The 23,794-nt window shown below is 65.4% G+C and carries 15 protein-coding genes and 1 other RNA gene; 6 read left to right on the plus strand and 10 right to left on the minus strand.

Annotated features, from left to right (window positions below):
- Positions 1-176 precede the first annotated feature (176 nt).
- From zipA to ffs, 4 genes are all read left to right on the plus strand, one after another.
- Positions 177-1,046, plus strand: a complete 870-nt coding sequence (zipA, locus tag LOY33_RS08165) for a cell division protein ZipA (RefSeq protein WP_043862361.1) — start codon at positions 177-179, stop codon at positions 1,044-1,046.
- Positions 1,047-1,166: 120 nt separating this feature from the next.
- Positions 1,167-3,521: an NAD-dependent DNA ligase LigA gene (ligA, locus tag LOY33_RS08170; protein ID WP_054915589.1), complete on the plus strand. Its 2,355-nt coding sequence runs from the start codon at positions 1,167-1,169 to the stop codon at positions 3,519-3,521.
- Positions 3,522-3,680: 159 nt separating this feature from the next.
- Positions 3,681-4,838 carry a putative zinc-binding metallopeptidase gene (locus tag LOY33_RS08175; protein WP_258662419.1) on the plus strand — a complete coding sequence of 386 codons (1,158 nt, stop codon included), beginning with the start codon at positions 3,681-3,683 and terminating at the stop codon, positions 4,836-4,838.
- 97 nt (positions 4,839-4,935) lie between these two features.
- An RNA gene (ffs, locus tag LOY33_RS08180) (signal recognition particle sRNA small type) lies at positions 4,936-5,032 on the plus strand.
- 156 nt (positions 5,033-5,188) lie between these two features.
- Here the strand turns inward: ffs and LOY33_RS08185 are convergent.
- On the minus strand, positions 5,189-5,515 hold the full coding sequence (locus LOY33_RS08185; protein WP_043862364.1) for a hypothetical protein: 327 nt from the start codon (positions 5,513-5,515) through the stop codon (positions 5,189-5,191).
- 362 nt (positions 5,516-5,877) lie between these two features.
- Between LOY33_RS08185 and LOY33_RS08190 the strand changes: the two genes are divergently transcribed.
- A complete protein-coding gene (locus tag LOY33_RS08190) occupies positions 5,878-6,210 on the plus strand; it encodes a hypothetical protein (protein WP_043862365.1) in 333 nt (110 codons plus the stop codon).
- A gap of 53 nt (positions 6,211-6,263) precedes the next feature.
- On the opposite strand, the gene LOY33_RS08195 is transcribed toward LOY33_RS08190, so the two are convergent.
- From LOY33_RS08195 to bcsQ, 9 genes are read right to left on the minus strand one after another with little or no spacing between them, the layout of a single operon-like run.
- A complete protein-coding gene (locus tag LOY33_RS08195) occupies positions 6,264-7,427 on the minus strand; it encodes an alginate O-acetyltransferase AlgX-related protein (protein ID WP_157811457.1) in 1,164 nt (387 codons plus the stop codon).
- Positions 7,427-8,842: an MBOAT family protein gene (locus LOY33_RS08200; RefSeq protein WP_100634380.1), complete on the minus strand. Its 1,416-nt coding sequence runs from the start codon at positions 8,840-8,842 to the stop codon at positions 7,427-7,429. The genes LOY33_RS08195 and LOY33_RS08200 overlap by 1 nt, the downstream gene beginning before the upstream one ends.
- A gap of 18 nt (positions 8,843-8,860) precedes the next feature.
- Positions 8,861-9,532 carry a DUF4397 domain-containing protein gene (locus tag LOY33_RS08205; RefSeq protein WP_258662421.1) on the minus strand — a complete coding sequence of 224 codons (672 nt, stop codon included), beginning with the start codon at positions 9,530-9,532 and terminating at the stop codon, positions 8,861-8,863.
- On the minus strand, positions 9,529-10,188 hold the full coding sequence (locus LOY33_RS08210) for an SGNH/GDSL hydrolase family protein (RefSeq protein WP_043862368.1): 660 nt from the start codon (positions 10,186-10,188) through the stop codon (positions 9,529-9,531). The genes LOY33_RS08205 and LOY33_RS08210 overlap by 4 nt, the downstream gene beginning before the upstream one ends.
- Before the next feature lie 18 nt (positions 10,189-10,206).
- Positions 10,207-14,184, minus strand: coding sequence for a cellulose biosynthesis protein BcsC (locus tag LOY33_RS08215; RefSeq protein ID WP_258662422.1), 3,978 nt, complete (start codon positions 14,182-14,184; stop codon positions 10,207-10,209).
- Entirely contained in the window at positions 14,160-15,398 is a 1,239-nt protein-coding gene (gene bcsZ, locus LOY33_RS08220; protein ID WP_078480243.1) for a cellulose synthase complex periplasmic endoglucanase BcsZ, read from the minus strand. Before bcsZ ends, LOY33_RS08215 begins: the two co-directional genes overlap by 25 nt.
- A 4-nt stretch (positions 15,399-15,402) precedes the next feature.
- Entirely contained in the window at positions 15,403-17,736 is a 2,334-nt protein-coding gene (gene bcsB / locus LOY33_RS08225) for a cellulose biosynthesis cyclic di-GMP-binding regulatory protein BcsB (protein WP_043862370.1), read from the minus strand.
- A complete protein-coding gene (gene bcsA / locus LOY33_RS08230) occupies positions 17,733-19,961 on the minus strand; it encodes a UDP-forming cellulose synthase catalytic subunit (protein WP_043862371.1) in 2,229 nt (742 codons plus the stop codon). The genes bcsB and bcsA overlap by 4 nt, the downstream gene beginning before the upstream one ends.
- Complete coding sequence (gene bcsQ, locus LOY33_RS08235; RefSeq protein ID WP_258662424.1) at positions 19,958-21,172, minus strand: cellulose biosynthesis protein BcsQ; 1,215 nt, start codon at positions 21,170-21,172, stop codon at positions 19,958-19,960. Before bcsQ ends, bcsA begins: the two co-directional genes overlap by 4 nt.
- A 494-nt stretch (positions 21,173-21,666) precedes the next feature.
- On the opposite strand from bcsQ, the gene dnaX reads away from it, so the two are divergent.
- The gene (gene dnaX, locus LOY33_RS08240; RefSeq protein ID WP_229590417.1) at positions 21,667-23,730 is read left to right on the plus strand and encodes a DNA polymerase III subunit gamma/tau; all 2,064 of its coding nucleotides are present in this window, start codon (positions 21,667-21,669) and stop codon (positions 23,728-23,730) included.
- The last annotated feature ends 64 nt before the right edge of the window (positions 23,731-23,794 follow it).

Consider the following 23,794-nt stretch of genomic DNA (forward strand, 5'->3'; position numbering starts at 1 on the left):
GCAAATGCCCCTGTCAGTTGCGACAGACGGTGTAAAGTTATCTTTGGTCGTGCTAGCTTAATGTAAATTTTTCTATGCGTGGGTAAAACGCCTGTCAGAACATAGAGTTGGCGCCACGTTTTAAAGGGGTTTAAACCCTTTATTTTTCAGCATTTTTCACAGAGGCACGGGATTACATGGAAATCGGTCTGCGCGAGTGGCTGATCGTCATCGGCATCATAGTCATTGCCGGTATTCTTTTTGACGGCTGGCGCCGCATGCGCGGCGGCAAGGGCAAGTTGAAATTCCGTCTGGACCGCAGCTTCTCCAACCTGCCGGACGAAGAGACCAGCGCCGAAGTGCTGGGCCCGCCGCGGGTGCTTGACGACCACAAGGAGCCCCAGCTCGACGAGCACGACCTGCCGTCGATGACGGCTGCGCGCGAGCAGCGCGAGCCGAAGGTGGGCAAGGGGTCCAAGCGCGCCAAACGTACCAGCGAGCCGCAGCAGGGCGACCTGAACCTGGCGGCCGAGCCACGCGAGCCTGACCTGTTCGGCAATGCCGACGACGACTTCCCGGACGAAAGCCCCAAGAGCACTGGCTTCGGTGCCAGCGAAGGCAAGGACCTGCCGCCGGTCGAGGAAGTGCTGGTGATCAGCGTGATTGCCCGCGACGAGAGCGGCTTCAAGGGCCCTGCGCTGCTGCAGAACATCCTGGAAAGCGGCCTGCGCTTTGGCGAGATGGACATCTTCCACCGTCACGAAAGCATGGCCGGCAATGGCGAAGTGCTGTTCTCCATGGCCAACGCGGTCAAGCCTGGGGTGTTCGACCTGGACGACATCGACCATTTCAGCACCCGTGCGGTCAGCTTCTTCCTTGGCCTGCCGGGCCCGCGCCATCCCAAGCAGGCGTTCGACGTGATGGTGGCGGCGGCGCGCAAGCTGGCCCATGAACTGAATGGCGAGCTCAAGGATGACCAGCGCAGCGTGATGACCGCGCAGACCATCGAACACTACCGCCAGCGCATCGTCGAGTTCGAGCGCCGCGCCCTGACCCAGAAACGCTGACAGGTATGGCCGCTCCCTGCAGGAGCTGGCCTTGCCGGCGAAAGCTGCCCCGCCGATCCACCGATTTGAACGCCAAGAGCAGCCCCGAGCTGCTCTTTTGCTTTGCAAGAGACGACACACATGACCGCCCAAACCCGCATCCTCGAACTGCGCGCCGAACTCGACCAGCACAACTACCGCTACTACGTGCTCGACGAGCCAAGCGTCCCGGACGCCGAATACGATCGCCTGTTCCGCGAGCTGCAGGCCCTGGAGGCCGAACACCCCGAGCTGGTCACCCCCGATTCCCCCACCCAGCGGGTGGGCGGCGCGGCGCTCTCGGCCTTCACCCAGGTGCGTCACGAGGTGCCGATGCTGAGCCTGGGCAACGCCTTCGAGGAAAATGACCTGCGCGAGTTCGACCGGCGCGTGGTCGAAGGCCTCGACCTGCCGACCGGCGACCTGTTCGGCGCAGGGGCGGCGGTGGACTACAGCTGCGAACCCAAGCTCGACGGCCTGGCGGTCAGCCTGCTGTACCGTGACGGCCTGCTGGTGCAGGGTGCCACCCGTGGCGACGGCACCACCGGCGAAGACATCAGCGTCAACGTGCGCACCATCCGCAACGTGCCGCTCAAGCTGCAGGGCAAGGGCTGGCCGGCGGTGCTGGAGGTGCGCGGCGAAGTGTTCATGAGCAAGGAGGGCTTCGAACGGCTGAACGCAGCCCAGGCCGAGATCGGCGGCAAGACCTTCGCCAACCCGCGCAACGCCGCCGCCGGCAGCCTGCGCCAGCTCGATTCGAAGATCACCGCCAGCCGCCCCCTGGAGTTCTGCTGCTATGGCGTGGGCCAGGTGTCCGAGGCCATCGCCGACACCCACATCGGCACCCTCGAAAAGCTCAAGGGCTGGGGCATGCCCATCAGCCGCGAACTGCGACATGCCGCCGGCATCAAGGAATGCCTGGACTACTACCGTGACATCGGCGAGCGGCGCAACGCGCTGCCCTACGAGATCGACGGGGTGGTGTTCAAGGTCAACAGCCTGGCCTCGCAACGTGAACTGGGCTTTCGTGCCCGTGAGCCGCGCTGGGCGATAGCGCACAAGTTTCCGGCCATGGAAGAGCTGACCGAGGTGCTCGACGTCGAGTTCCAGGTTGGTCGCACCGGTGCGGTAACCCCCGTCGCACGGCTCAAGCCGGTCAAGGTGGCCGGCGTGACCGTGGCCAATGCCACCTTGCACAACATGGACGAAGTGGCGCGCCTGGGGGTGATGATCGGCGATACGGTGATCATCCGCCGTGCCGGTGATGTGATCCCGCAGGTGATGCAGGTGGTCACCGAGCGTCGCCCGGCCGATGCGCGTGCGGTGCACATCCCTACCCAGTGCCCGGTGTGTGGCTCGCAGGTCGAGCGCACCCAGCTGGTCAAGCGCAGCAAGGGCAAGGAAACCGTCAGCGAAGGCGCGGTGTACCGCTGCGTCGGCCGCCTGGCCTGTCGCGCGCAGCTCAAGCAGGCGATCATCCACTACGTGTCGCGCCGCGCCATGGACATCGAGGGCCTGGGCGAGAAGAGCGTCGAGCAGTTGGTGGACGAAGGGCTGATTGCCTCGCCGGCAGACCTGTACCGCTTGAAATTCGAAGACATCGTCGACCTCGAAGGCTTTGCCGAGGTGTCCAGCAACAAACTGCTGGCTGCCATTGCCGACAGCAAGCGCCCGAGCCTGGCACGCTTCATCTACGCCCTTGGCATCCCGGATGTGGGCGAGGAGACCGCCAAGGTGCTGGCGCGCTCGCTGGGCTCGTTGCAGCGCGTGATGGTGGCGTTGCCGCAGGTGCTGACCTACCTGCCGGATATCGGCCTGGAAGTGGCGCACGAGATCCACAACTTCTTCGAGGACGAACATAACCGCAGCGTCATCGCGCAACTGCTCGAGAACGGCCTGCAGTTGCAGGAGGAGGGCGAGCTTGCCGCCGAGTTCGCGGCCAGTACGACCCTGGCCGGGTTGATCGCCAAGCTCGACATCCCTTCTGTCGGCCCGACGGGTGCCGAGAAGCTGGTGGCCAAGCTGCAAAGCCTTGAGCGCATCATTGCCGCCGACGGCATCGACCTGCGCCAGGCGCTGGCAGCCAAGCAGGCTGATGCGGTGCGCGAGTTCTTCCTGGTCGAGGCCAACCAGGCGCTGGCGCGCAGCGTCGAGGCGCAACTGCGCGAGTTCGGCATGCACTGGGAGAGCGAGAAGAAGGTTGCCCAGGGCTTGCCGCTGGCGGGGCAGACCTGGGTGCTGACCGGTTCGCTGGAGCGCATGAGCCGGGATGTCGCCAAGGACAAGCTGGAGAGCCTGGGGGCCAAGGTGGCGGGGTCTGTTTCGGCCAAGACCCACTGCGTGGTGGCGGGCCCGGGGGCAGGCTCCAAGTTGGCCAAGGCCACTGAGCTGGGGCTCAGGGTGTTGGATGAGGATGCGTTCGTGGCGTTTCTGTCGGAGCAGGGCATAGCGGTGTAGCGGTCACGCGGCCCACTTCTGCCCGAAGGGCGTGGGAGCGGGCTTGACCCGCGATCGAGCGCGAAGCGCTCGCAACACCTGAGCGCACGGTGCGTCAGGCACACCGCAAGCGCTGTCACGCACATGGTGTAGGCTAGGCTCCAGCCAGGAGGTGGCCCCATGTACCCATTCTTCGAACAGCTCGTCGCCCGTATCGCCGCACCCTTCGTCAGCCAGGCACGCCGCAGCGCGCGCGTGTGGCAATGCGAGTGCGGACAGTCCGTGTTCTTTCGCAACAGCCAATGCCTGGCCTGCCAGGCGTCGCTGGGCTACTGGCCCGATACCCACCATGTCGGTACCTTGCTGCCGGCCGCTGTGGACGGCCAGTGGTACCTGGACGGCCAGCCAGAACTCGGCCCGCTCAAGCGTTGCGCCAACCTCGACACCCCGGCTTGCTGCAACTGGCTGCTGGCTGCAGACGACCCCGAAGCGTTCTGCCTGGCCTGTCGCCTCAACCGCACCATCCCCGACCTGTCGTTCACCGAAAACCACCTGCGCTGGCGCAAGCTGGAAACCGCCAAGCGCCGCCTGATTGCGCAACTGCTGCACCTGGGGTTGCCGGTCACGCCCAAGCAAGGCGCAGCCGGCGAGGGCATCGCCTTCGACTTCATCGGCATCGACATTGCCGGCAATCCCCCCACCACCGGCCACGCTGGCGGCCTGATCACCCTGGATATCCGCGAAGCCGACGACGACTGGCGCGAGCAGGTGCGCGTGCAGCTTCAGGAGCCCTACCGGACCGTGCTGGGCCACCTGCGCCACGAGATCGGGCATTACTACTGGGACCGTCTGGTGGCCAGCAGCGCCTGGCTGCAGGACTTCCGCCGCCTGTTCGGCGACGAGCGCGCCAGCTACGCCCAGGCCATGGAGCGCCACTACCAGCAAGGTGCACCGCTGGACTGGGCAGTCGCCCACGTCAGCGCCTATGCCACCATGCACCCCTGGGAGGACTGGGCCGAAACCTGGGCGCACTACCTGCACATGACCGATGCGGTGGACACCGCCCTTGCGCTTGGCATGGACGCCTCGGTGATGGACCTGGACTATCCGCCGTTCGATGCCCGCAGCCTGTACCAGCCCGAGCACCCTGGGGCGCCTGCGTTCCTGGCGTTCATCAATGCCTGGGTGGAGCTGTCGGCGATGCTCAACGAGCTGTCACGCAGCATGGGCCAGACCGACTTCTACCCGTTCGTACTGAGTGCGCCGGTGGTGGCCAAGCTGCACTTCATTCACTGCGTGATCCAGGGCGATGCCCCGGCGGCAGTCACAAGTCCTTGAGCCAGAGTGGTTTTTTCACGGTACAGAGGTTGTAACTTCGCGTCAGACCGGTACAATGGCCCCGCTCGCTGCCAGGCGAGCATCGTTATGGTGACCCCATCGGTCCCCCCGCAACGATTACCCGTAAACCTGGTCAGGCCCGGAAGGGAGCAGCCACAGCGGGAACATCGTGTGCCGGGGTGTGGCTGGTGGGGTTGCCTCCATAACGCAAGCCCTTGTCTGCCAGGGGCCGCCTCTATCCAGTTCCCTTTCCCCCGAATACGCATGCAGTGCACTGCTTTCCCTTCGCGCGCACGAAAAATGCCTGCGACCGGATCACTGTCGCAGACACCTCACTCTCTTCAGCGCTATCAGCAGGGCTCGTAAATGAACGCCTTGTAATCGCCACCCTCCCGGTAGATATAGCGCCCGATACATTCAATGTTGGCTATCTGTGCAACGTAGGTAATACGATCCGGTTTGAATTCCCGTGCCGCGGTGAGCAGCACTTTGGACAGGTCTCTTTTGACGTTTGTCACATGTTGCTCGTTGGTCTGGCTGAAATCATCATACTCGATGGCCCAGACGGTATTCACACCAGCCAACTTCTTCCATTGTTGTTCTGCCAGGAAGTTGTTGAAGTTGTCTCGTTCCGATTCCTTGTTGGTGAGGTCCAGCGAAAGCAATACCCTGATCATTGAGTCATTCCTTTGTGCGGTGCGCTAAGGGACGACACTGCCCGCTGGCAGCGCCCGGCGGGCATGATTGCAGAAGCGCAGCGCTCGCTTCAAGACGCTGTAATTGCGCCGAAACGGCACGCCTTTGAATGTTTCTGTTTATTTTAAAGTGCCTGAAAGCCCTTTGTTCCATAAAAAGACTTTATAGCTCGTGTTTCTTTGCGTAGTAACTTTCCTACATGGCCTTGGCTAAGTTGTTTAGTTGCTGTTTTTTGGTAAATTCTTGAATTATTTTAACTCTCAGGTGATGGCCATTTAGCATTGATGGATGAAAAGCGAGTGACTAGGTTGCAAGGGAATTTCACTGCTTATGGGAGCCCACCATGACCCTCTGCCTGTTGTCCCTCGACCTGTCCAATACCGGCGAAGTTCAGCGCGTGGCCTTTTGCAAGGTGCTCAAGGACGATAACTGGAAGCGATTTCGCAATGCCGACGCCACCTGGGAGAAGTCATACGAACTGGCCTACGACGCCCTTGTCGAAAAGCGCGTCAAGACCCTGCTCGAAGCTGCCGCCAATATGGCGGGTATCGAAGAACTGAGGTTCGTGGTGCAAGCCGGCGAGCAGGAGGGCTGGTGTTGCCAGCTGGAGAAGATCCACGGCATCTACCACTTCACCACGTTCGATTCAGCGGCAGATCTGAAAAAACTTGCCTGAGCAGTCGCCAGCGCCCGCTGCGCCGTGTCAACGCGCGCAGCGGGCGTGGTGCGTCATGGCCTGGGGGGCAGCTGCACGTCACCCGCATAGGGCGTCTGCAGGTCGCGCTCGGGTATCTCCCAGATCACCAGCTGTGGCGGCGTCTGCCTGAACGCCGGGCTGTCGAAGTAGGCCTTGGCGGCTCCGGAGAATTCGCCGCCGTCCTTGGCGAAGTTGCCCACAGGCGCCGACAGCGCACGTTGCAGAAAGCCGACAAAGCTCGAGTTGCGCGAAAACGAGGTGCCGATCAGCGCGACGTTCGGCAGGTTGTCGTCGCCGAACAGGTCATCGAGGTTGTCGCCCGCATCGCTGACGGCCTCGGCCCGCTCGGTGATGACCGTTGGCGCCACCTGTTCCTGCGGCGGCTGCAAGGCCACTGGCAGCCAATCGATGCCGGCCAGCCGCACCAGGTCCCCGGGGCGCGGTGCCAGAGGCTCCTGGCGGGTGTCGAAGGTCTTGCTGGGGGTGGCGCTCAAGCCCATGCCCTTGACCTGCTCGGCAATGGCCTGGGCAGCGGCCTGGGCGCCGGCTTCGCTCCAGTGGGTATCGGTACGCAGAAATGCACTGGCGCCCAGCGGCTGCAGGCTGGCAGTCAGGTCCAGGGTGGCCACGCCGGCCGCCTGGAGTTTCTGCACCCACTGCTGGATGCGCGCCTGCGAGGCCGTGGGGCGAGTCAACCCGCACAGCTCGCTGGCGGCGATACGGCTCTTGTCCGGCACCACGCTCACCAGCAGGCGGATACCCCGTTGCTGCAAGCTGCGTTGCAGGGCGATCACCGCATCGGCCTTGGCCTGGGCGTTGTCGGCCGCGTGCCGGTCGAGCTTGAGTTCATCGCTCAGAAAAAGCCACTGCGTGCAGCCCGGCCGCACCCGCGGCCCGGTGTCGCCCAGCAACAGCCAACTGCCGGCCCGTTCCAGGTCGGCGGCCTCGCTCGGCAGCGGCGCCTTGGCCAGCTCCTTGGCAATGCGGTGGGTGATTTCACCATGCAGCACCTGGCCATTGGACAGGTGCTTGTCGGGCATCAGCTCGAGCTTGCCGCTGGCCACCAGCCAGCCACACGACAGCAGGCCGGCACCCAGGAACAGCGCCAGGGTGACGCCGGCGATCGGGCTGGTGCGCAGGGCCAGTGCACTGGGGGGCGTGGGCGCTGTACTGGGAGGAGGTGTCTTCATCGTCATCAGAACTGGAAGTACAGGAAGGGGACCGAATCACGGCTGGCGATCAACGCGAACGACAGCACGAAGCCGGCCACGGGCCACAGGGCAGCGGCATGCACGAACCACGCGCGGCTGGCGAAGCGGTGCTCGGCGCGTGTCTGCCAGATCGGCAGGATGATGCACGCCACGCCCAGCAACGCCGCCAGGCCGTGCACCGGGCGTACGGTGGCTGCCAGTGCCTCGCCCAGGGCAAAGCCGTGCAGGCCGAACTGGCCGGCGTACATCGACAGCGCCGTATGAAAGTCCGGGGCGCGGAACAGCGTCCAGGCCAGGCACACGAACAGCAGCGTCAGGGTGTGCGACAGCACCTTGGGGATCGCCGGCAGGCTGGAACGGCTCCAGGCCCGGTCGACGCACAGCGCGATACCGTGGGCCGAGCCCCACAGCAGGTAGTTCCAGCTGTCCCCGCCATGCCACAGGCCGGCAATGGCCATGGTCAGGAACAGGTTGCGGTAGGTGTTCCAGGTGCCGTGGCGGTTGCCGCCCAGGGCGATGTACAGGTAGTCGCGCAGCCAGCTCGACAGCGACAGGTGCCAGCGCCGCCAGAAGTCCTGGATGCTGCTGGCCAGGTACGGCCGGTTGAAGTTCTCGGGAAAGTGGAAGCCCAGCATCAGGCCCAGGCCGATGGCCATGCAGCTGTAGCCGGCAAAGTCGAAGAACAGTTGCAGCGAATACGCCAGGCAGCCCAGCCACGCGTCCAGGAACGACGGGTTGTCCAGGTGGAAGGCCACGTCCACCAGCGGCGACAGGGTATCGGCCACCAGCACCTTCATGCACATGCCGATCATGAAGCGGCGCGCGCCCAGCGAGAAGTTCTGCCAGTTGAAGTAGCGCTGGTTGAGCTCGCGGCGTACCCAGTCGTAGCGGATGATCGGGCCGGCGATCGAGTGGCCGAACATCGAGATGTAGGTGGCGAAGTTCACGAAGCTGCGCTCTACCGGCACGGTATGGCGGTGCACATCCACCAGGTAGGAAATCGCCTGCAGCACGATGAACGACAGCCCCGCCGGCAACGCCACCCGCTGCCACTCCATCGGCAATGCACCGTAATAGGTGATCAGCTCGTTGTAGTTGGCGGCCAGGATGTTGGCGTACTTGTACCAGCACAGCACCAGCGTATTGAACACGATCAGCGCGGCCAGCAGGCGTATGCGCCCGCGCGAGTCCTCATGGCTGCGGTTCACCAGCAGCCCGCCAACCCACGCGACCACGGTCAGCGCCATGTGCAGCAGCAGGAACAGCGGGCTCAGCCAGCCATAGAACAGCCAGCTGCCGATCAGCAGTACGCCGTTGCGCCAGGCCGGACGGCTCAGCGCGTACACCAGCATGAAGATCGGCAAAAACAGCGTCAGGAACTCGAGTGAGGCGAATACCATGGTGGTGAAGACGTCCGATCAGTTGGAGAGCGTGTCCGTGACGGGCACAAGCTGCGGGCCGCTCGCCGTGGGCAGCAGCAATACGCTGTAGCGCTCGCCGGCCTTGAGTTCGCCCAGGTCCACCGGGCCGCCGACGTTGGCATTGGCGCACACCAGTTGCACCGACAGCTTCACCGGGTTGATCGATCTACGCTGCACGCTGGCCTCTGGCGCGTCCTTGAACAGGTCCGCCGTGCGCCCGGCAGGGCGCAGGCTTGCGCCCTGGCAGGAAGGGTCGAGGTTGACGAAGGCCAGCGAAGCCTTCAGCGCATTGAAGTCGTCGGGTTGCTCGCGTACCACGCGTTGCCGGATGCCGCTGGCGTCCTGCAGGGCGACTACCGTGGCGAATTCGCCAGGAGCAACGCTCAGCTGCAGGGCCGAGCGCTGGCCGTCAAGGCTCAGGGTGCCCTTGATGGCCTTGTTGGCCGGTACCGGCAGGTACGCCGACACCGGTTTGGCCGCGTCCAGCTGCAGGCTGGCCCTGGAGCCGTCCGCCACCAGTTGCAGGGTGCCGGGGGCCGCGTTGACGAAGCGCAAGAACGCCGAGTCTTCGCTGGGGCCGGTGGGGTACAGCGCGATCTCTGCCTGGGCCAGGCCCGCGCCGAAGGCGGCGGGCAGGGCCAGCAGTACAGCGTGCAGGGCGCGCTTCATTTCTTGATGCTCGTCACGACCGGCGCCTTGACGATCTCTTCGCTGATCTTCTTGCTCCAGGCCAGGTAGCCCGGGGCGGTCAAATGCTGACCGTCGACCGTGGCCCACTCGCCTTGCTTGGAGAATTTGAGCGAGTCGACGTAGTCGCACGGCGCCACGTTGGCGGCGAGGAACTTGGAGGTCAGTTCGACGCGGGCGTAGGTCTTGCCGTACTTGCCGCCTTCGGTCCCCCAGTTGGGGCCGACCCATACGCACTTGGCCCCGGTGTTGGCGATTTCCTTGGCAAAGCTGGTGGTCTGCTGCCACAGCCAGGCCTTGGGGAAGGCCGGTTTGGTGTAGCTGGCCATGGTGTCGCCCATCACCACGACCACCAGGTCCGGCTTGTCGGCCTTGATCAGGTCGCCGATCGGCCGGGTGGCCGCCTTGCTGCCCAGTACCACGGGCTTTTCGGTGCCACGGCGCTCGGCACCGCCGCAGGTGCCAGGGGTGGCTTTGAGCCAGTCGCCGGCATTGGCGCCGCAGATACCCAGCGAGTGCACCTGGGCACCTTGCTGCACGAGGTTGTCGTGCAGGCTCTTGATCAGGTAATCGGGGGTCGCCAGGTGGCTGTCGCCGATCATCAGAATGGTCAGGCCTGCGAGAAGTGAACTAGCCATGGTTGATACTCCTGCAAATCAATTCGAATAAGGGGAACGGTACGGGTTGACGGGCAACGGCATGGCGCCGCGGCCGTCGTCGAACAGGTAGCGCAGGTACAGGCCACCGGTCCATTGCTGGTAGTCGCGGGCGTTGTCCACACCCAGGGTGCCGCCGAAGAAGAACCCATCGCCCAGCCGGTATTCGCCACTGGCGCCCAGCGAGTAGCCGATGCCGGTCTTGCTCTGCGAGGCATAGGTGGTGCGCAGGGTCGTACCGTCCGTGGCAAAGGCCTGGGAAATTCGTTCCAGCGCCGCTTGTGACTGCCTGTCGCGGAAGTACGGTGCGCTGTCCTGCTCGATGTGCTGCATGCCCACCGAACCCTGCACCTGGTAGCTGAAGTTCGGTCCCCGCTGCGCCCAGCTGACCGGCACACCGATGGAGAAGAAGTTCTGCGGGCTGAAGTAGCCGCCGTGGCCGTAGGTGAAGAAGCTCTGGTTGTTCGCGTAATGCGCCCCGGACACGCTCAGGCCAGCGGTAAGGCGTTCATCCTGATTGTTGAGCAGGTACCAGTAGATGCCGCTGCCCAGTTCACTGCGGGTGTTGGACTCCACGTCGTGACCCAGCAGCTTGTGCCAGGAACCATAGCCGTACATGCCGTAGGTCTGATTGTCATAACCCAGCTGCAGACGACCACCGTTGGAGGTTACGCCACCCCATTGCAGGTCGGTGCGCTTGTCGCGGGCTCCGGCGAAGGAGGTCAGGCTGTCGGTGACCGAGCGCCGGGACAGGTTGAGGTTGTAGCGCCAGTTGCTGCCTTCTGCAAAGGGGCGATCCAGGCTGATGCCGCCCACGGCGGTGTTGTACAGGAAGCCTACCGGGCTCACGCCCAGGTCTGCCTTGAGGCCCTGCGACGGGTTCTCGTAGGCTACGGCCACGCCTACGCCGCTGTCCTTCTGCGAGCCGGGGCTGTCGATGTAGAAGTCCTCTGCTTCTGCAAGCAGGTCGGGTAGCGGCATGGCGAGTATGTTCCTGGCCATTTCGCTGGTGATCCCGCCAAAGCGCGAATTGGCGCTCAGCTCGTTTTTCACCCCCCCTGCGTTCAGCGACACTGGCGTGATGCGCAGGGCCAGTCGATCGTCGTTCCACGGCACGCTGATCTCCAGCGGCGCCTCCACATCGGTAATCTTGCCCAGCCCCGATTCGCTGTCGTTACCGCGGAAAGTGACACCCTGCTTGATCTGCGGGCTGCGGGCCTCGCGAATCGTATCCAGCTCGGTCTGCAGCGCGGCGCGCGGGTCGACCGGTGCCGGCGTGGCGAGCTGCGGCGTGGCCTGGCTGGCCGTGCGCAGGCCAGGTTCGCTGTCGCGACTGGCCAGCAGCACCGGTGCGTCGAACGCCTCGTTGGCGCGGCTGCTGACCTGGGTCTGTGCCGGCTCGGGAATCTCGGCCAGCACCGTTTCGCTCAGGCGCGACTGCTTGCGCTGGCCCGGCTGGCCGACGAAGGGGTTGACGGCAATCGCCTGGCCGAAGGGGTTGAGCACGTTCTGCTCCGGCGGCGCCTGCAAGGCCAGGGCCTGGGCATACAGCTGCTCGGCCTTGGCCAGCTTGCCGCGGCCACGGTAATAGCCGGCAGCACTGGTGAGAATCTGCGGGTTCTGCGGGGCCAGTTGCAGGGCCTTTTCAACGGCGCGCTCGGCCTTGTCGGCATCGCCGGCCTGTACGAAGGCCTGGGCGGCGCCCATCTGCACGTCGGCATTGTCCGGGTACTGGCGCAGCAGCGGGGTGAACAGCTCCACCGCCTTGGCCGGGTTGCGGTTGTCCAGGTACATGCGCGCCAGCGACGACACTGCCTGCGGGTCTTGCGGGCGTTGCGCCAGGGCCGGGGCGAGGGTGTCGTAGGCGGCCACCAGGTCGCCCTTTTCACGCAGCAGGTCGGCCTGGCGCACGGTGTACTGGAACACCAGGTCGTCGTAGCTGCGCTGGTCGCCGGCCTGCAGTGGCTGGCTGCGCAGCTCGCGCAGAATCTGGTTCACCTGCACGTCGTCGCCGGCCTTGAGCAGTGCGCCGGCATAGGCCAGGCGCAGGGACGGGGAGGGCGTGCTGCTCTGGGCAATGGCGGTGCGCAGCATGCCCAGCGCATGTTCGGTCTGGCCGATATCGATATAGGTCGCGGCCAGCGCCGAGAGCATGCCGGGGTTGTTGGCCGCTGCCGGTTCGGCGCGTTGCAGCAGCTTCATGGCCTGTTGGCGCTGGCCCTGTTTGGCCAGGTCTGCCGCCTGGCGGGTCAGCAGGTGCAGTTCGATCTCTTCGGCCAGGGTGTGCATGGCGGCGCTGCGCTGGGCCGCGGGCACCTGCGCCAGGCTGCGCTGGGCCGACTGCCACTCGCCCAGGCGGCTGGAGAACAGCGCGCTGGCATACAGCGCCTCGGCCCGCTGCGGGTTGGCCTTGAGCATCTCGTCGATGGTCTGGCGCGCCTTGCCGGAGGCATCGCTCTTGAGGTAGACCTGCGCCAGGTCGTAACGCGCCCACACGTTCTGCGGGTCGTTGCGCACGGCCTCTTCCAGCGCCTTGCGAGCGCCGGCCAGGTCGCCACTGCGCTCGGCGTCGCGGGCCTGGCCTACGGCGATGGCCGCGCGCAGCACGCGCAGGTCGCCCAGGCGTTCGCGCTGGGCATCGCTGAGCCCGTCGATCAGGCGCTGGCTTTCGCCCAGCTTGCCGTTCTGCGCCAGCACGCTGACCAGCCCGCGCAGCGCATCGGGGTTGCCGGCATCCAGGCTCAGGGCCTGGCGATAGGTGGTTTCGGCGCTGTCGAACTGACCCTGGGCGGCCTGCAGGTCGGCCAGGCTGACAGGCCCCTGCACCTGGCGCGGGTTCATCGCGATGGCGCGTTGCAGCAGCTCGCGGGCGTCTTGCGGATTGCCGGCGTCGCGGGCGGCATTGGCCTGGTCCAGCAGCACCCAGTAGCGGTTGCCTTGCAGGGCGCTTTGCCAGCGGCTGCTGTTGCCACGGCTGATGGCCTGCTTGAACAGTGCATCGGCGTCGCCCAGGCGGCCCTGGCGCTGGCGCACGATGCCCAGCCCGCCGAGGGCGTCGGCATCCTGCGCCTGCTCGCGCAAACGGGCCTGGAACGACTGCTCGGCCTGGGGCAGGTCGTTGGCGTCCAGCGCCTTGAAGCCGCGCACCAGGTGGCTGTTCTGGCGTTGGACGGCGCTGGCCTGGCTGGCACGGGCACCGCTCTTGAGCTGGTTGCGGATCTCTTCGTCGTCCGGGTAGGCTTTGAGGTAGGCATCGAACAACGGCATCTCGGCCGGGCGCGGCGCACCCAGCCAGGACAGGCCCTGGCGCCAGCCCTCGATCGATTCACTGCCGATCACCGGGTCGTTGGCATAGGACGCCAGCCGGCGAATGCCCTCCACCCGCGTGCTTTCGTTGCGCAGCAGCAGCTTGGCCAGGTTGAGCTTGATCTTGGGGTTGTCCGGCGACTGGCCCTGCAGGCGCTCCAGGCCCTGGCGCGCTTCCTGCCAGCCGGTGGCGGTGTAGCCCAGGTAGCTGTAGAACTCCAGGCCCAGCTCGCCCTGCGGTGCACTGCCACCGAACAGCGTGCGGTATGCCGCCACGGCCTGATCCAGCTCGCCCGATTCGGCGAGTTGGCGGGCCTGCTCCAGTTGCGCGGTGTTATCGGCGCTGTGCAGGGCGATCTCCTGTTGCAGCAACAGGGTCTGACGCTCGCCGGGGTGCGCCTGCCTGAGCTGGTCGAGGTAGCGCTTGGCGCCCTGCGGGCGATTGCCATCAAGCTCCAGCAGGCCAAGGCCGTACAACGCGTCGGCCTGCTGCGGATCGATCAGCAGCAGCTTGCGCCATGCCTCGGTGGCGCGGGTGGTGTCTTTGCGGGCCTGCCAGTATTGACCCTGTTCCAGCAGGACCTTGCCGTTCTCGCTGAGCTCGGCAAAGCTGCTGTTGTGGATCAGGGCGGCAAGCACCCCAATGGCTAGGGTTTGGCGGCGCGAGGGCATGAAGTCTCCCAGAGTGGTTGCAGCTTCCCGTCGTCGAGGAAGTGGTAACGATCATCCATGAAGCCGAGGGCGAACAGGCTCAGCACGAAGTCGTAGTAAGGGGGTTGTCTGGCCTGCAGCGCTTCGGGGCTCAGGCTTTTGCTCATCAGCTGGTCGACACGGGCACGCTGCTGTTCCTGCAGCCAGGGCTGCTGGCGCGCCTTGAAATACGGCAGCAGGGCGGCAGAAAAGCCGAACGGGCCATCGCCGCTGCTGGTGTTGGCCTGCACCTGCACTTTCTCTGGCGGTACGCCGTGGGTCGCGACACTGCGCGCCATGCCGTCGAGGCTGTCGAGGATCGGCTTGGCCAGTGGGTCCTTGGCCGGGGTCATGCCGGCCCACAGGTAGGTGCGGATGGCGTCGTAGCTGCCGGTTTCGCCCTTGACCGGGTCGATCACGAACAGGCCCTTGTCCGGGCCGGTGCCACGGTAGCCCACCCAGTCGGCCACATAGCCGTTGTGGCTCACGCCCTTGATCAGGCTGGCGGTGCTGCGGGCGATCTGGCTCCACGGCCCCTTGGGGTCGACCACCGCCAGGCGTCGCAGCACCGGCACCGGCAGGTAGCTGGGGTTGAGCTGCCAGAAGTGATCGGGCTTGGCAAAGCCCTCCACGCCGGGCAGCAGCATCATGCCCAGGCCCGGTAGCTCGGCCACTTCGCGGGCCTTGATATTGGCCAGCAGCTGGGCAGCCTGGGCGTTGTAGGCCGGGGTGTTCCACAGCCGCGCGGCCTCGCTCAGCGCGTAGGCGAACCACAGGTCGGCGTCCGAGGCCGAGTTGTGGTCCAGCAGGCGCCACTGGCCCTTGTCGTCCAGGCCCCAGATCCACCCCGGCAGGTTCTGCTTGATGTCGCCACCGGCAAGGTTGTTGCTGGCCCACAGCCAGAGCTTGTCGAAGCTGGCCTGGTCGTTGGCCACCAGGGCAAAGAACATCGCGTAGGACTGGCCTTCGGACGAGCTGTGCTGCTGCGGCGTGCTGGCATCGAGCACGCGCCCGTCGGGCTGCACGAAGTGCTGGCGAAACACCTGCCACAACGGCCAGGGGTCGGCCTGGCAGCTGTTGGCCTGGCTCACGCCGGGCAGCAGCAGGGTAAGGGCGCTGGCGCCCAGCAGGCGGCGCAGCAGCGAGCGCGAACGCCTGGCGGGCAACGGTGCGGTGTGTCCGGTTGGCAGAGGCATGCGATTACTCGATGTTGAGGCGACGTTTGGCCTGGGCGCGCAGCGAGAAGAACGCCACCAGGCTGACCAGGGCAACCCCCAGCAGGGTCAACAGCAGCAGCGCCGGTACATGCTGGGACAGCAGCCACTGGATGTAACGGAACGGCCCCAGGTGCCCCACGTAGTAAGCCTGCTCGGCCACCAGCGATTCGACATTCCTGCCGTTGATCACCACAAGGCTGCCTTGCAGTGCCTGGGTGTACTGTTCGCCGCCGATCAGGGCGTCGGTGACCTCCACCAGGTTCTGCGGCTGCGGGCTGGACAGCACCACCACGCTGCGCCCGCTCTTGAGCGGCGACTCGAACCCGGTGACGTACGAGCTGCGGTTCTCGCCGGTGAAGGTGAGCGCACCGCGCGCGGCGCGCAGGTTGGCCTTGGGATCGGGGCTGATCCATTCGCGCAGGCGCATCGGCAGGTCGGAGAACTCCACGTAATGCCTGGCGTCCTGGGTCCTGCTGGGCAGGTAGTCGGCCCAGGTCTTGAGCAGTGGCTGGTTGTCGCCGGAAGCCAGCACCAGCAGGTCCTTGTCGGCCAGGGCATCGACCTGGCCGGCCTGGGCCACGGTGACGGCGGTGGCCGGGTAGCCGGTGGAGTCGCCAAAGCGTCCGAGCACGGTGAGGTAGGCGCTCCAGTCGGCGCTGCCGGCGTTGTCCGGCAGGATCACCGCCGAGTCGGACAGGTCGGCCAGGCGCGTGAACGGGAAGCCGCTGTCCTTGAATACGCCCAGGTTGGGCATGGCGATGAAGTGGTCGTAGCCGCTCAGGTCCAGGGTGGAGTCCGGGTCGATGGCGCCGCGCATGTTGTCGATGATGATGTCGCGGCATTCACCCTGCTTGATGTAGTCGTACATGAAGCGGAACTGCAGGCGCGACTGAAGGGCGACCGAGTCCAGCGGCAGCAGCATGCTCGCCTCGCGGGCGATGCTGTCGTCTTTCTTCAGGGCTGCCAGCAGGCTGTCGCCGCCGCCCAGGCGCTCGATCGAGGGCAGGTTCATCGACTTGATGAAAGTGTCGTTGAAGCTCACCAGCAGCGAAGAGTTGGACGAGGTCTGCTGTGGGGTGTAGCGGTACTTGAGGTCCAGCCGGGCGCCCTGTTCGCGCCAGTTGAACAGGTCGGGTGGCAGGCGCACCGGCACGGTGATCATGCCGGGGTTGTAGCCCGACACATTGAGCTGACGCGGGTCGATCAGCTCGCCAAGGCGCACCGGGCGATCGGTCGGCAGCCAGTTGGGCGCGTCATACGGCTGGCGTGGCTGCAGCGCATTGACGGTGTCGATCTGCACGCTGGGGCCGGAGAAGCTGCGGTAGCCGATCACCAGGGCGGTGGCGGCGCGCTTGAGTTCGGCGCTGTCGCGTCCGGCGATGACCAGCAGCTTGCCGTGCGGGTCGTTGGGGTTGCTCACCAGCGACAGGGTCGGGCCCTTGAGGTCGGGCAGCGTCAGGCCCTCGACCTGGTTGGCCTCGGCGGTGTTGACCAGCACCACCGCGTTGCCGCTGGCGGGCAGGCTGTGCAGGTTGGTGGGGAAGTTTGCGCCACGGTAGCTGGCCAGTGCACCGATCCACGACGACACCGCGCCCGCCGCTTCGAGGGTGGTGTTGTCGGGGGCCACGGCAAACACGAACGGCAGGCTCAGGGCGCGTGGGTCGCGACGATCGAACAGCGGCAGCGGCAGCAGGGCCAGGTCGTTGGGCAGCACCACCGGCTTGACCTGCAGGCTCAACTGGCTTTCGTTGCTGATCTTGGCCCACAGGCTCGAATGCAGCGGGTCTTCGCACTGCATGGTGTAGTGGCCGATCAACTGCACGCCGAGCCGGTTGAACTCGGTGATCAGGTACGGCGGAATGTCGATCACCTGCTTTTGCAGGACGCCGGCGTTTTCCTTGGGCAACGGCAGGCTGGCGGCCACTTCGTCGTTGACCATGATGTTGATCTGCGAGAGGTCGCTGAGCAGCGCTGGCGAATAGGTGTATTGCAGGGTCAGTTGCGCGCCGGTCACCACCTCGTCGGCCCGCACGTCGAAGTTGACCGTGTCGGTCGACTCCACGCCACGCAGGCTCATGGTGTAGTTCTTGCCCAGCTGCTTGAGGCTGAGCTGGTACTTTTCGCCGGCCGCATCCGGTGCCGCCGGCGCCGTTTCGCTGGCGGCGGGCTCCGTGGCGGGCGCCGCTGCGCTGGCCGCGACCTCATCGGCCTGGGCAGGTTGCAGCAGGCTGCCCAGGCACAGCAGCGAGCCGGCGAGCAGACGGCGAGAACGGCGCGACAGGTTCACTTGTTGGTCGGTATGAAGCATGACGGTCATTGCGAGTCCAACGAAGGTTCGAGGTGGGTGGGGGCTTGCTTGCGCTTGTAGCGACGATGGCGCAGGGCGCTGAGGGTCGCCTGGGCCAGGTCCATGATGCCGCGCACGCCGATGCGGCTCACATCGTGCAGGGCGCTCAACGGGGTGTCGGGCTTGCTGCCACCCCAGGTTGCGGCCCAGGTATCGGCCCGCGAGAAGGTCAGGCGCACGAAGTCGCTCTGCTGGCGCAAGGTCAGCGGCTTGAACTGCACCCCGACCATGGCGCCACGGCTGAACACCACGGTGGCCGGCAGTACGCAGGCCTGCTGCTTGCGCATCAGGATCACCTGGATGTCCTGGCCCTTGTGCAGGCTCTGGCCCTCGGGAAGCTTGAAGCCCACGCCCTTTTGCGAGAAGTCCACGGTGGTGCAGTCGATGGTGGTGCCGTCGGCGGTCTGCACCTGAATCGGCAGCTCGGCGCGCACGCGCGGCTCGGAACGCACCTGGCGGGTTTCACTGGCAACCGCAACGGCAGCGCTGGTGATGATCACGTTGTAGATCGTCCAGGCCAGGTTGATGATGATGGTGATGGCTGCGGCCGGGTCGCCCCAGATCAGTTGCACCACACCGAACACCATGCCGATCAGGTTCAGGGTCAGCAGGATGATGTAGGGGCGCGCCAGCTCCCAGTCGAAGTATTCCTTGTCGATGATGCCGCCCTTGTCGGTCACGTTGAAGCCGCCGAGCTTGGGGTTGATCAGCGCCACCAGTACCGGGCGCATGATGTACCAGGCCAGCACCGACTCGTAGACCTCGTTCCAGAACGAATGGCGAAAGCGCCCCTGGATACGCGAGTTGGTCAGGCTGGCGTGGAAGATGTGCGGCAGTACGTAGGCGGTGATCATCAGCGCCGAGGCGTGGAAGATCTGCGCGCCGAAGATCAGGTACGCCAGCGGCGCGGTCAGGAAGACCAGGCGCGGCAGGCCGTAGAAGAAGTGCAGCATGGCGTTCACGTAGCACACGCGTTGGCCGAAGCTCAGGCCCTTGCCGATGAACGGGTTGTCGGTACGGAAGATCTGCGCCATGCCGCGTGCCCAGCGGATGCGCTGGCTGATGTGCCGCGACAGGCTCTCGGTGGCCAGGCCCGCAGCCTGGGGGATCGCTAGGTACGCGGTGTTGTAGCCCTTGCGGTTGAGCTTGAGCGCGGTGTGCGCATCTTCGGTCACCGTCTCGATGGCCACGCCGCCCACTTCCAGCAGGTGGCTGCGGCGGATCACTGCACACGAGCCGCAGAAGAAGGTGGCGTTCCACAGGTCGTTGCCGTCCTGCACCAGGCCGTAGAACAGCTCGCCCTCGTTGGGCACCGAGCGGAACGTGTCGAGGTTCTTCTCGAACGGGTCGGGCGAAAAGAAGAAGTGCGGGGTCTGCAGCAGGGCCAGTTTCGGGTCCTTGAGGAACCAGCCCATCGCCACCTGCAGGAAGGAGCGCGTGGGCACGTGGTCAGCGTCGAAAATGGCGATGTACTCGCCGTCGGTGACTTTCAGGGCCTCGTTGAGGTTGCCGGCCTTGGCGTGGACGTTGTCGGCGCGCACGATGTAGTTGACCCCGATCTGCCGGCAGAACTCGCGAAAATCGTCGCGGCGGCCATCATCCAGCACGTGCACGCGCAGCTTGTCGCGCGGCCAGTCGATGGCCTGGGCGGCGAAGATCGTCAGCTTCACGATGCTCAGCGCTTCGTTGTAGGTGGGGATGAACACATCCACCGTGGGCCAGTCCTTGGGGTCCTGGGTAAGAATCTTGGGCTTGCGCTGCAACGGCCAGGCGGTCTGCATGTAGCCGAACGCCAGCACCACCAGGGCATAGAACTCTGCTGCCACCAGGCCGTAGCCGAACACGATGTCCAGCCAGCTGTCGAAGCCCAGCGTGTCGGTGACGCGCCAGTACACATAACGCAGGGTGGCCACCAGCGACAACACCACCATGGCCAGCACTGGCAGGCGCCCGGGCAGCTTGCGCAGTATCAGCAGGCCGGCGAAGCACAGGGCGGCGAAGGCGAACTGGCGCTCCAGCTCCAGGGGGGCGGTGACCACGGCCACCAGCAGCAGGGCGCCGATCAGGCCGGCACCGATCTTCAGCGCGCGCAGCACCGGGGCGGGCCATTGCCCGAAGCGTTCGAGCCAGACATTCAAGCGCGCAACCGTGTTGGGCGCCTGCACTGCAGACGCCTGGTCTAAGGGGGCGGTCATGGGGTACCGGACTGTTGGTGGTGATGGGCGAGGTGGGCGCCAAGGGCATGCGCCACGTCGCGCAGGTCCTGGCAGGCAGGGCTGTCGGGCACCTTGACGAACGGATCGAATTCGAAGGCCTGGGCTTCGTCCAGGCTGTGGTCGAGACGGACCATGCCCAGCAGCTCGCGACCGATGCGCTGGCGCAGTACCTGGCACATGTCCAGGTCCAGCGCGCGGGTGGGGTCGACCTTGTTGATCAGGTAGCTGCAGCGCGGCGCGGGGCTGCGCTGGTGCAGGGGCGCAAGCCAGGCCTGCAGTTCATCCAGCACGCGGTAGGCGGCTGGAGTCGGCAGGGTCAGGGCCACCACCTGGTCGGCCATCTCCAGCACTGGCGCAAGCCATGGGGTGGCGCCGGTGGGCAGGTCGATGATCAGTACGTCAGCGGGTGTCAGTGCCAGCGTTGCCAATTGCTGCAGCAGCCAGCCAGGCTGGTTGGCCAGGCGCTGCTCCAGGCTGCGCAACTGGGTGGCGTCGGCGTGCCCGAATGGCAGGCATTCGGCGGTCGAGTCGGGCACTGGGTGGCAGTGGATGCTCCAGGGTTCGTCGCTGTCGGTAGCCTGGCTCAGACCGGGGGCGGTACGCGGCAGCATCAGTTGGCTGGCGAGGCTGTTCTGCGGGTCCAGGTCCAGTGCCACCACGCGACCGTGCGGGCGCTCCAGCAGCTTGGCCAGCGCGGCGGCAAAGGTGGTCTTGCCCACACCACCCTTGGCCGAAACCACAGCGATGATGCTGGCCTGGGGGCGTGTCGGTGCCGGTTTGTGCATGGCATGCTCCAGTGCACCCTGATTCAGCCCCTGGGCCGTGGCATGGCGCAGGCGAGCCGCCGCTTCGAGTTGTTCACGCAGCGACAGGGGGGCGCCGGCGGGTTGTGCAGCCGGTTCGGGAGCGGGCGATATACGCTTCACGGGCGCGGGCACCGCAACGACTGCCGGCGCAGGAACTGGTGCCTGTACCGGCGCAGGCACCGATGCCAGGGTCGGCGGCAGCTTCAGGGCCGCCAGGGTCGCGGCCACCGGGGCAACCGGCTCGGGCGCGGCAGCAGGTGTGATCGGTTCAGCCACCGTCAGCGCGGGTTCGAGGTATTCGAACTCGGTGTCGATTTCTTTATAGCTGTCCGCACTTGCCCCAAACCTGGTGAACAGATTTCCAATGTCGTCTGCATGACTCATATGTGTAATCCCGGCCTACGGCTATCTGATCAACTGCTGGGGCAGATAAGGTCTGTCACACTGCTAGGATGCTAATGTGTGATATCAAACTGATAGTGTCAATATTTTGTTTATTTCTGGGCTGGTTTTTCGCATTTTCGCCGAGTTAAAAAAAATACCGCCATAAGTTTGACTGTTTTGTCGCTGCCTGTGCAGCGCATCTGTACGATGGATGCCGTTCTTGAACAAGGTCGGCACGAACGGCATAAAGCTTAGCCTAGCTTGTAGGAAATGACTGATAAGTCGTGCTGACATATATCAGTTTGTTTCACGATTGGCACATAGGTTACCAAGCTTTGCCTGGCGCGTGTTCAGTCAGAGGACAGGCAACCGGCCAGCCCGCGCCGTTGTCCGATCAACGGTGACTGGCCGGCGTGCCCATGCACGGCGGATGCATTTTTGCCCCTGCTCCGCTAGGATTAGCGGTCTTTGGTCTATCTATCCGACGGTTTTCGATGAGTTATCAGGTTCTTGCACGTAAATGGCGTCCGCGCTCGTTCCGCGAAATGGTCGGCCAGACCCATGTGCTCAAGGCCCTGATCAACGCGCTGGACAACCAGCGGCTGCACCACGCCTACCTGTTCACCGGCACCCGCGGGGTGGGCAAGACCACCATCGCGCGCATCATCGCCAAATGCGTCAACTGTGAAACCGGCATTACCTCGACACCGTGCGGCACCTGTTCGGTGTGCCGCGAGATCGACGAGGGGCGCTTCGTCGACCTGATCGAGATCGACGCCGCCAGCCGCACCAAGGTCGAGGATACCCGCGAGCTGCTCGACAACGTGCAGTACGCGCCAAGCCGCGGGCGCTTCAAGGTCTACCTGATCGACGAAGTGCACATGCTCTCCAGCCACTCGTTCAACGCCTTGCTCAAGACGCTTGAAGAGCCGCCGCCCTACGTCAAGTTCATTCTTGCCACCACCGACCCGCAGAAGCTGCCCGCCACCATCCTGTCGCGCTGCCTGCAGTTCTCGCTCAAGAACATGACCCCCGAGCGGGTGGTCGAGCACCTGAGCCATGTGCTCGGGGTCGAGAACGTGCCGTTCGAAGACGACGCCCTGTGGTTGCTGGGTCGCGCCGCCGACGGTTCGATGCGCGATGCCATGAGCCTCACCGACCAGGCCATCGCCTTTGGCGAAGGCAAGGTGCTGGCGGCGGATGTGCGCGCCATGCTCGGCACCCTCGATCACGGCCAGGTCTATGGCGTGCTCCAGGCCCTGCTCGAAGGGGACGCACGAGCCCTGCTCGAAGCCGTGCGGCACCTGGCCGAGCAGGGGCCGGACTGGAACGGCGTGCTGTCTGAAATGCTCAATGTGCTGCACCGCGTGGCGGTGGCCCAGGCGCTGCCCGAGGCGGTGGACAACGGCCAGGGTGATCGTGACCGTGTGCTGGCGCTGGCCGGCGCTCTGCCGGCCGAAGATGTGCAGTTCTATTACCAGATGGGCCTGATCGGCCGGCGCGATCTGCCGCTGGCCCCCGACCCGCGTGGCGGCTTCGAGATGGTGCTGTTGCGCATGTTGGCGTTCCGCCCGGCCGACACCGTCGATGCGCCGACACCGACGCTAAAGTCGACGGGGATCAGCCAGGCCACAGCTGACTCCCCACCCGCGGTGGCAGCGGTCGCCGCGCCGGTGGTGGCTGCACCAGTCGTGCCCACGCCCGTTGCCGAACCTGTTGCCCGCCCGCAGCCCGAACCCGAGCCGCCGGTGCAGGCTGCGCCAGTACTGCAAGCGCAGGTTGCCGAGCCGCCCGTGCCCGAGGTCGACCTGCCCTGGAACGAGCCGGCCGCGCCTGCGCCCGAGCTCGCTGCGGCGCCTGAACCCGAACCGGAACCCGAGCCGCAGCCCGAACCTGAACCCGAGGCGATTGCTGCGCCCGTGCCAGCCGCGCCCGCGCCGGCCATCGCGCATCACGATGAGCCACCGATCGCCGACCACGCCAGCTATAGCCCGGCGGGCATGGAGCGCGACGACGAGCCACCGCTGGACGAAGATTACTACGACGCCGAGATCGACCCGGTGGGCTACAGCTACCTGGACGAGCTGGCCAGCGAGACCGCGCCGGAGCCTGCACCGGAGCCCGAGCCAGAGCCTGCCGCGCAACCGGCCACCGGCCTGGCGTTGCAATGGCTGGAGATGTTCCCGCTGCTGCCGATTTCGGGCATGACCGGCAGCATCGCCGCCAACTGCACGCTGATCGCGATGGACGGCGACAACTGGCTGCTGCACCTGGACCCGGCGCACAGCGCCCTGTTCAACGCCACCCAGCAGCGGCGCCTGAACGATGCGCTCAACCAGCACCTTGGGCGTACCCTGAACCTGAGCATCGAGCTGATCCGCCCTGAGCAGGAAACCCCGGCCCAGGCCGCGTCGCGCAAGCGTGCCGACCGTCAGCGCGAGGCCGAGGCGTCGATCGAGAACGATCCGTTCATCCAGCAGATGATCCAGCAGTTCGGCGCCACCGTGCGTCACGATACTATTGAACCTGTCGACGCCCTGGTGGCCCAGGGCGAATAACCCGTTTACCCCAGCACCGCGGTCTGCCGCGGTGTGCCAAGTAACTTGATACCGAGGTGATTCC

The organism is Pseudomonas sp. B21-036 (assembly GCF_024748925.1).
GTDB classification, from domain to species: domain Bacteria; phylum Pseudomonadota; class Gammaproteobacteria; order Pseudomonadales; family Pseudomonadaceae; genus Aquipseudomonas; species Aquipseudomonas palmensis.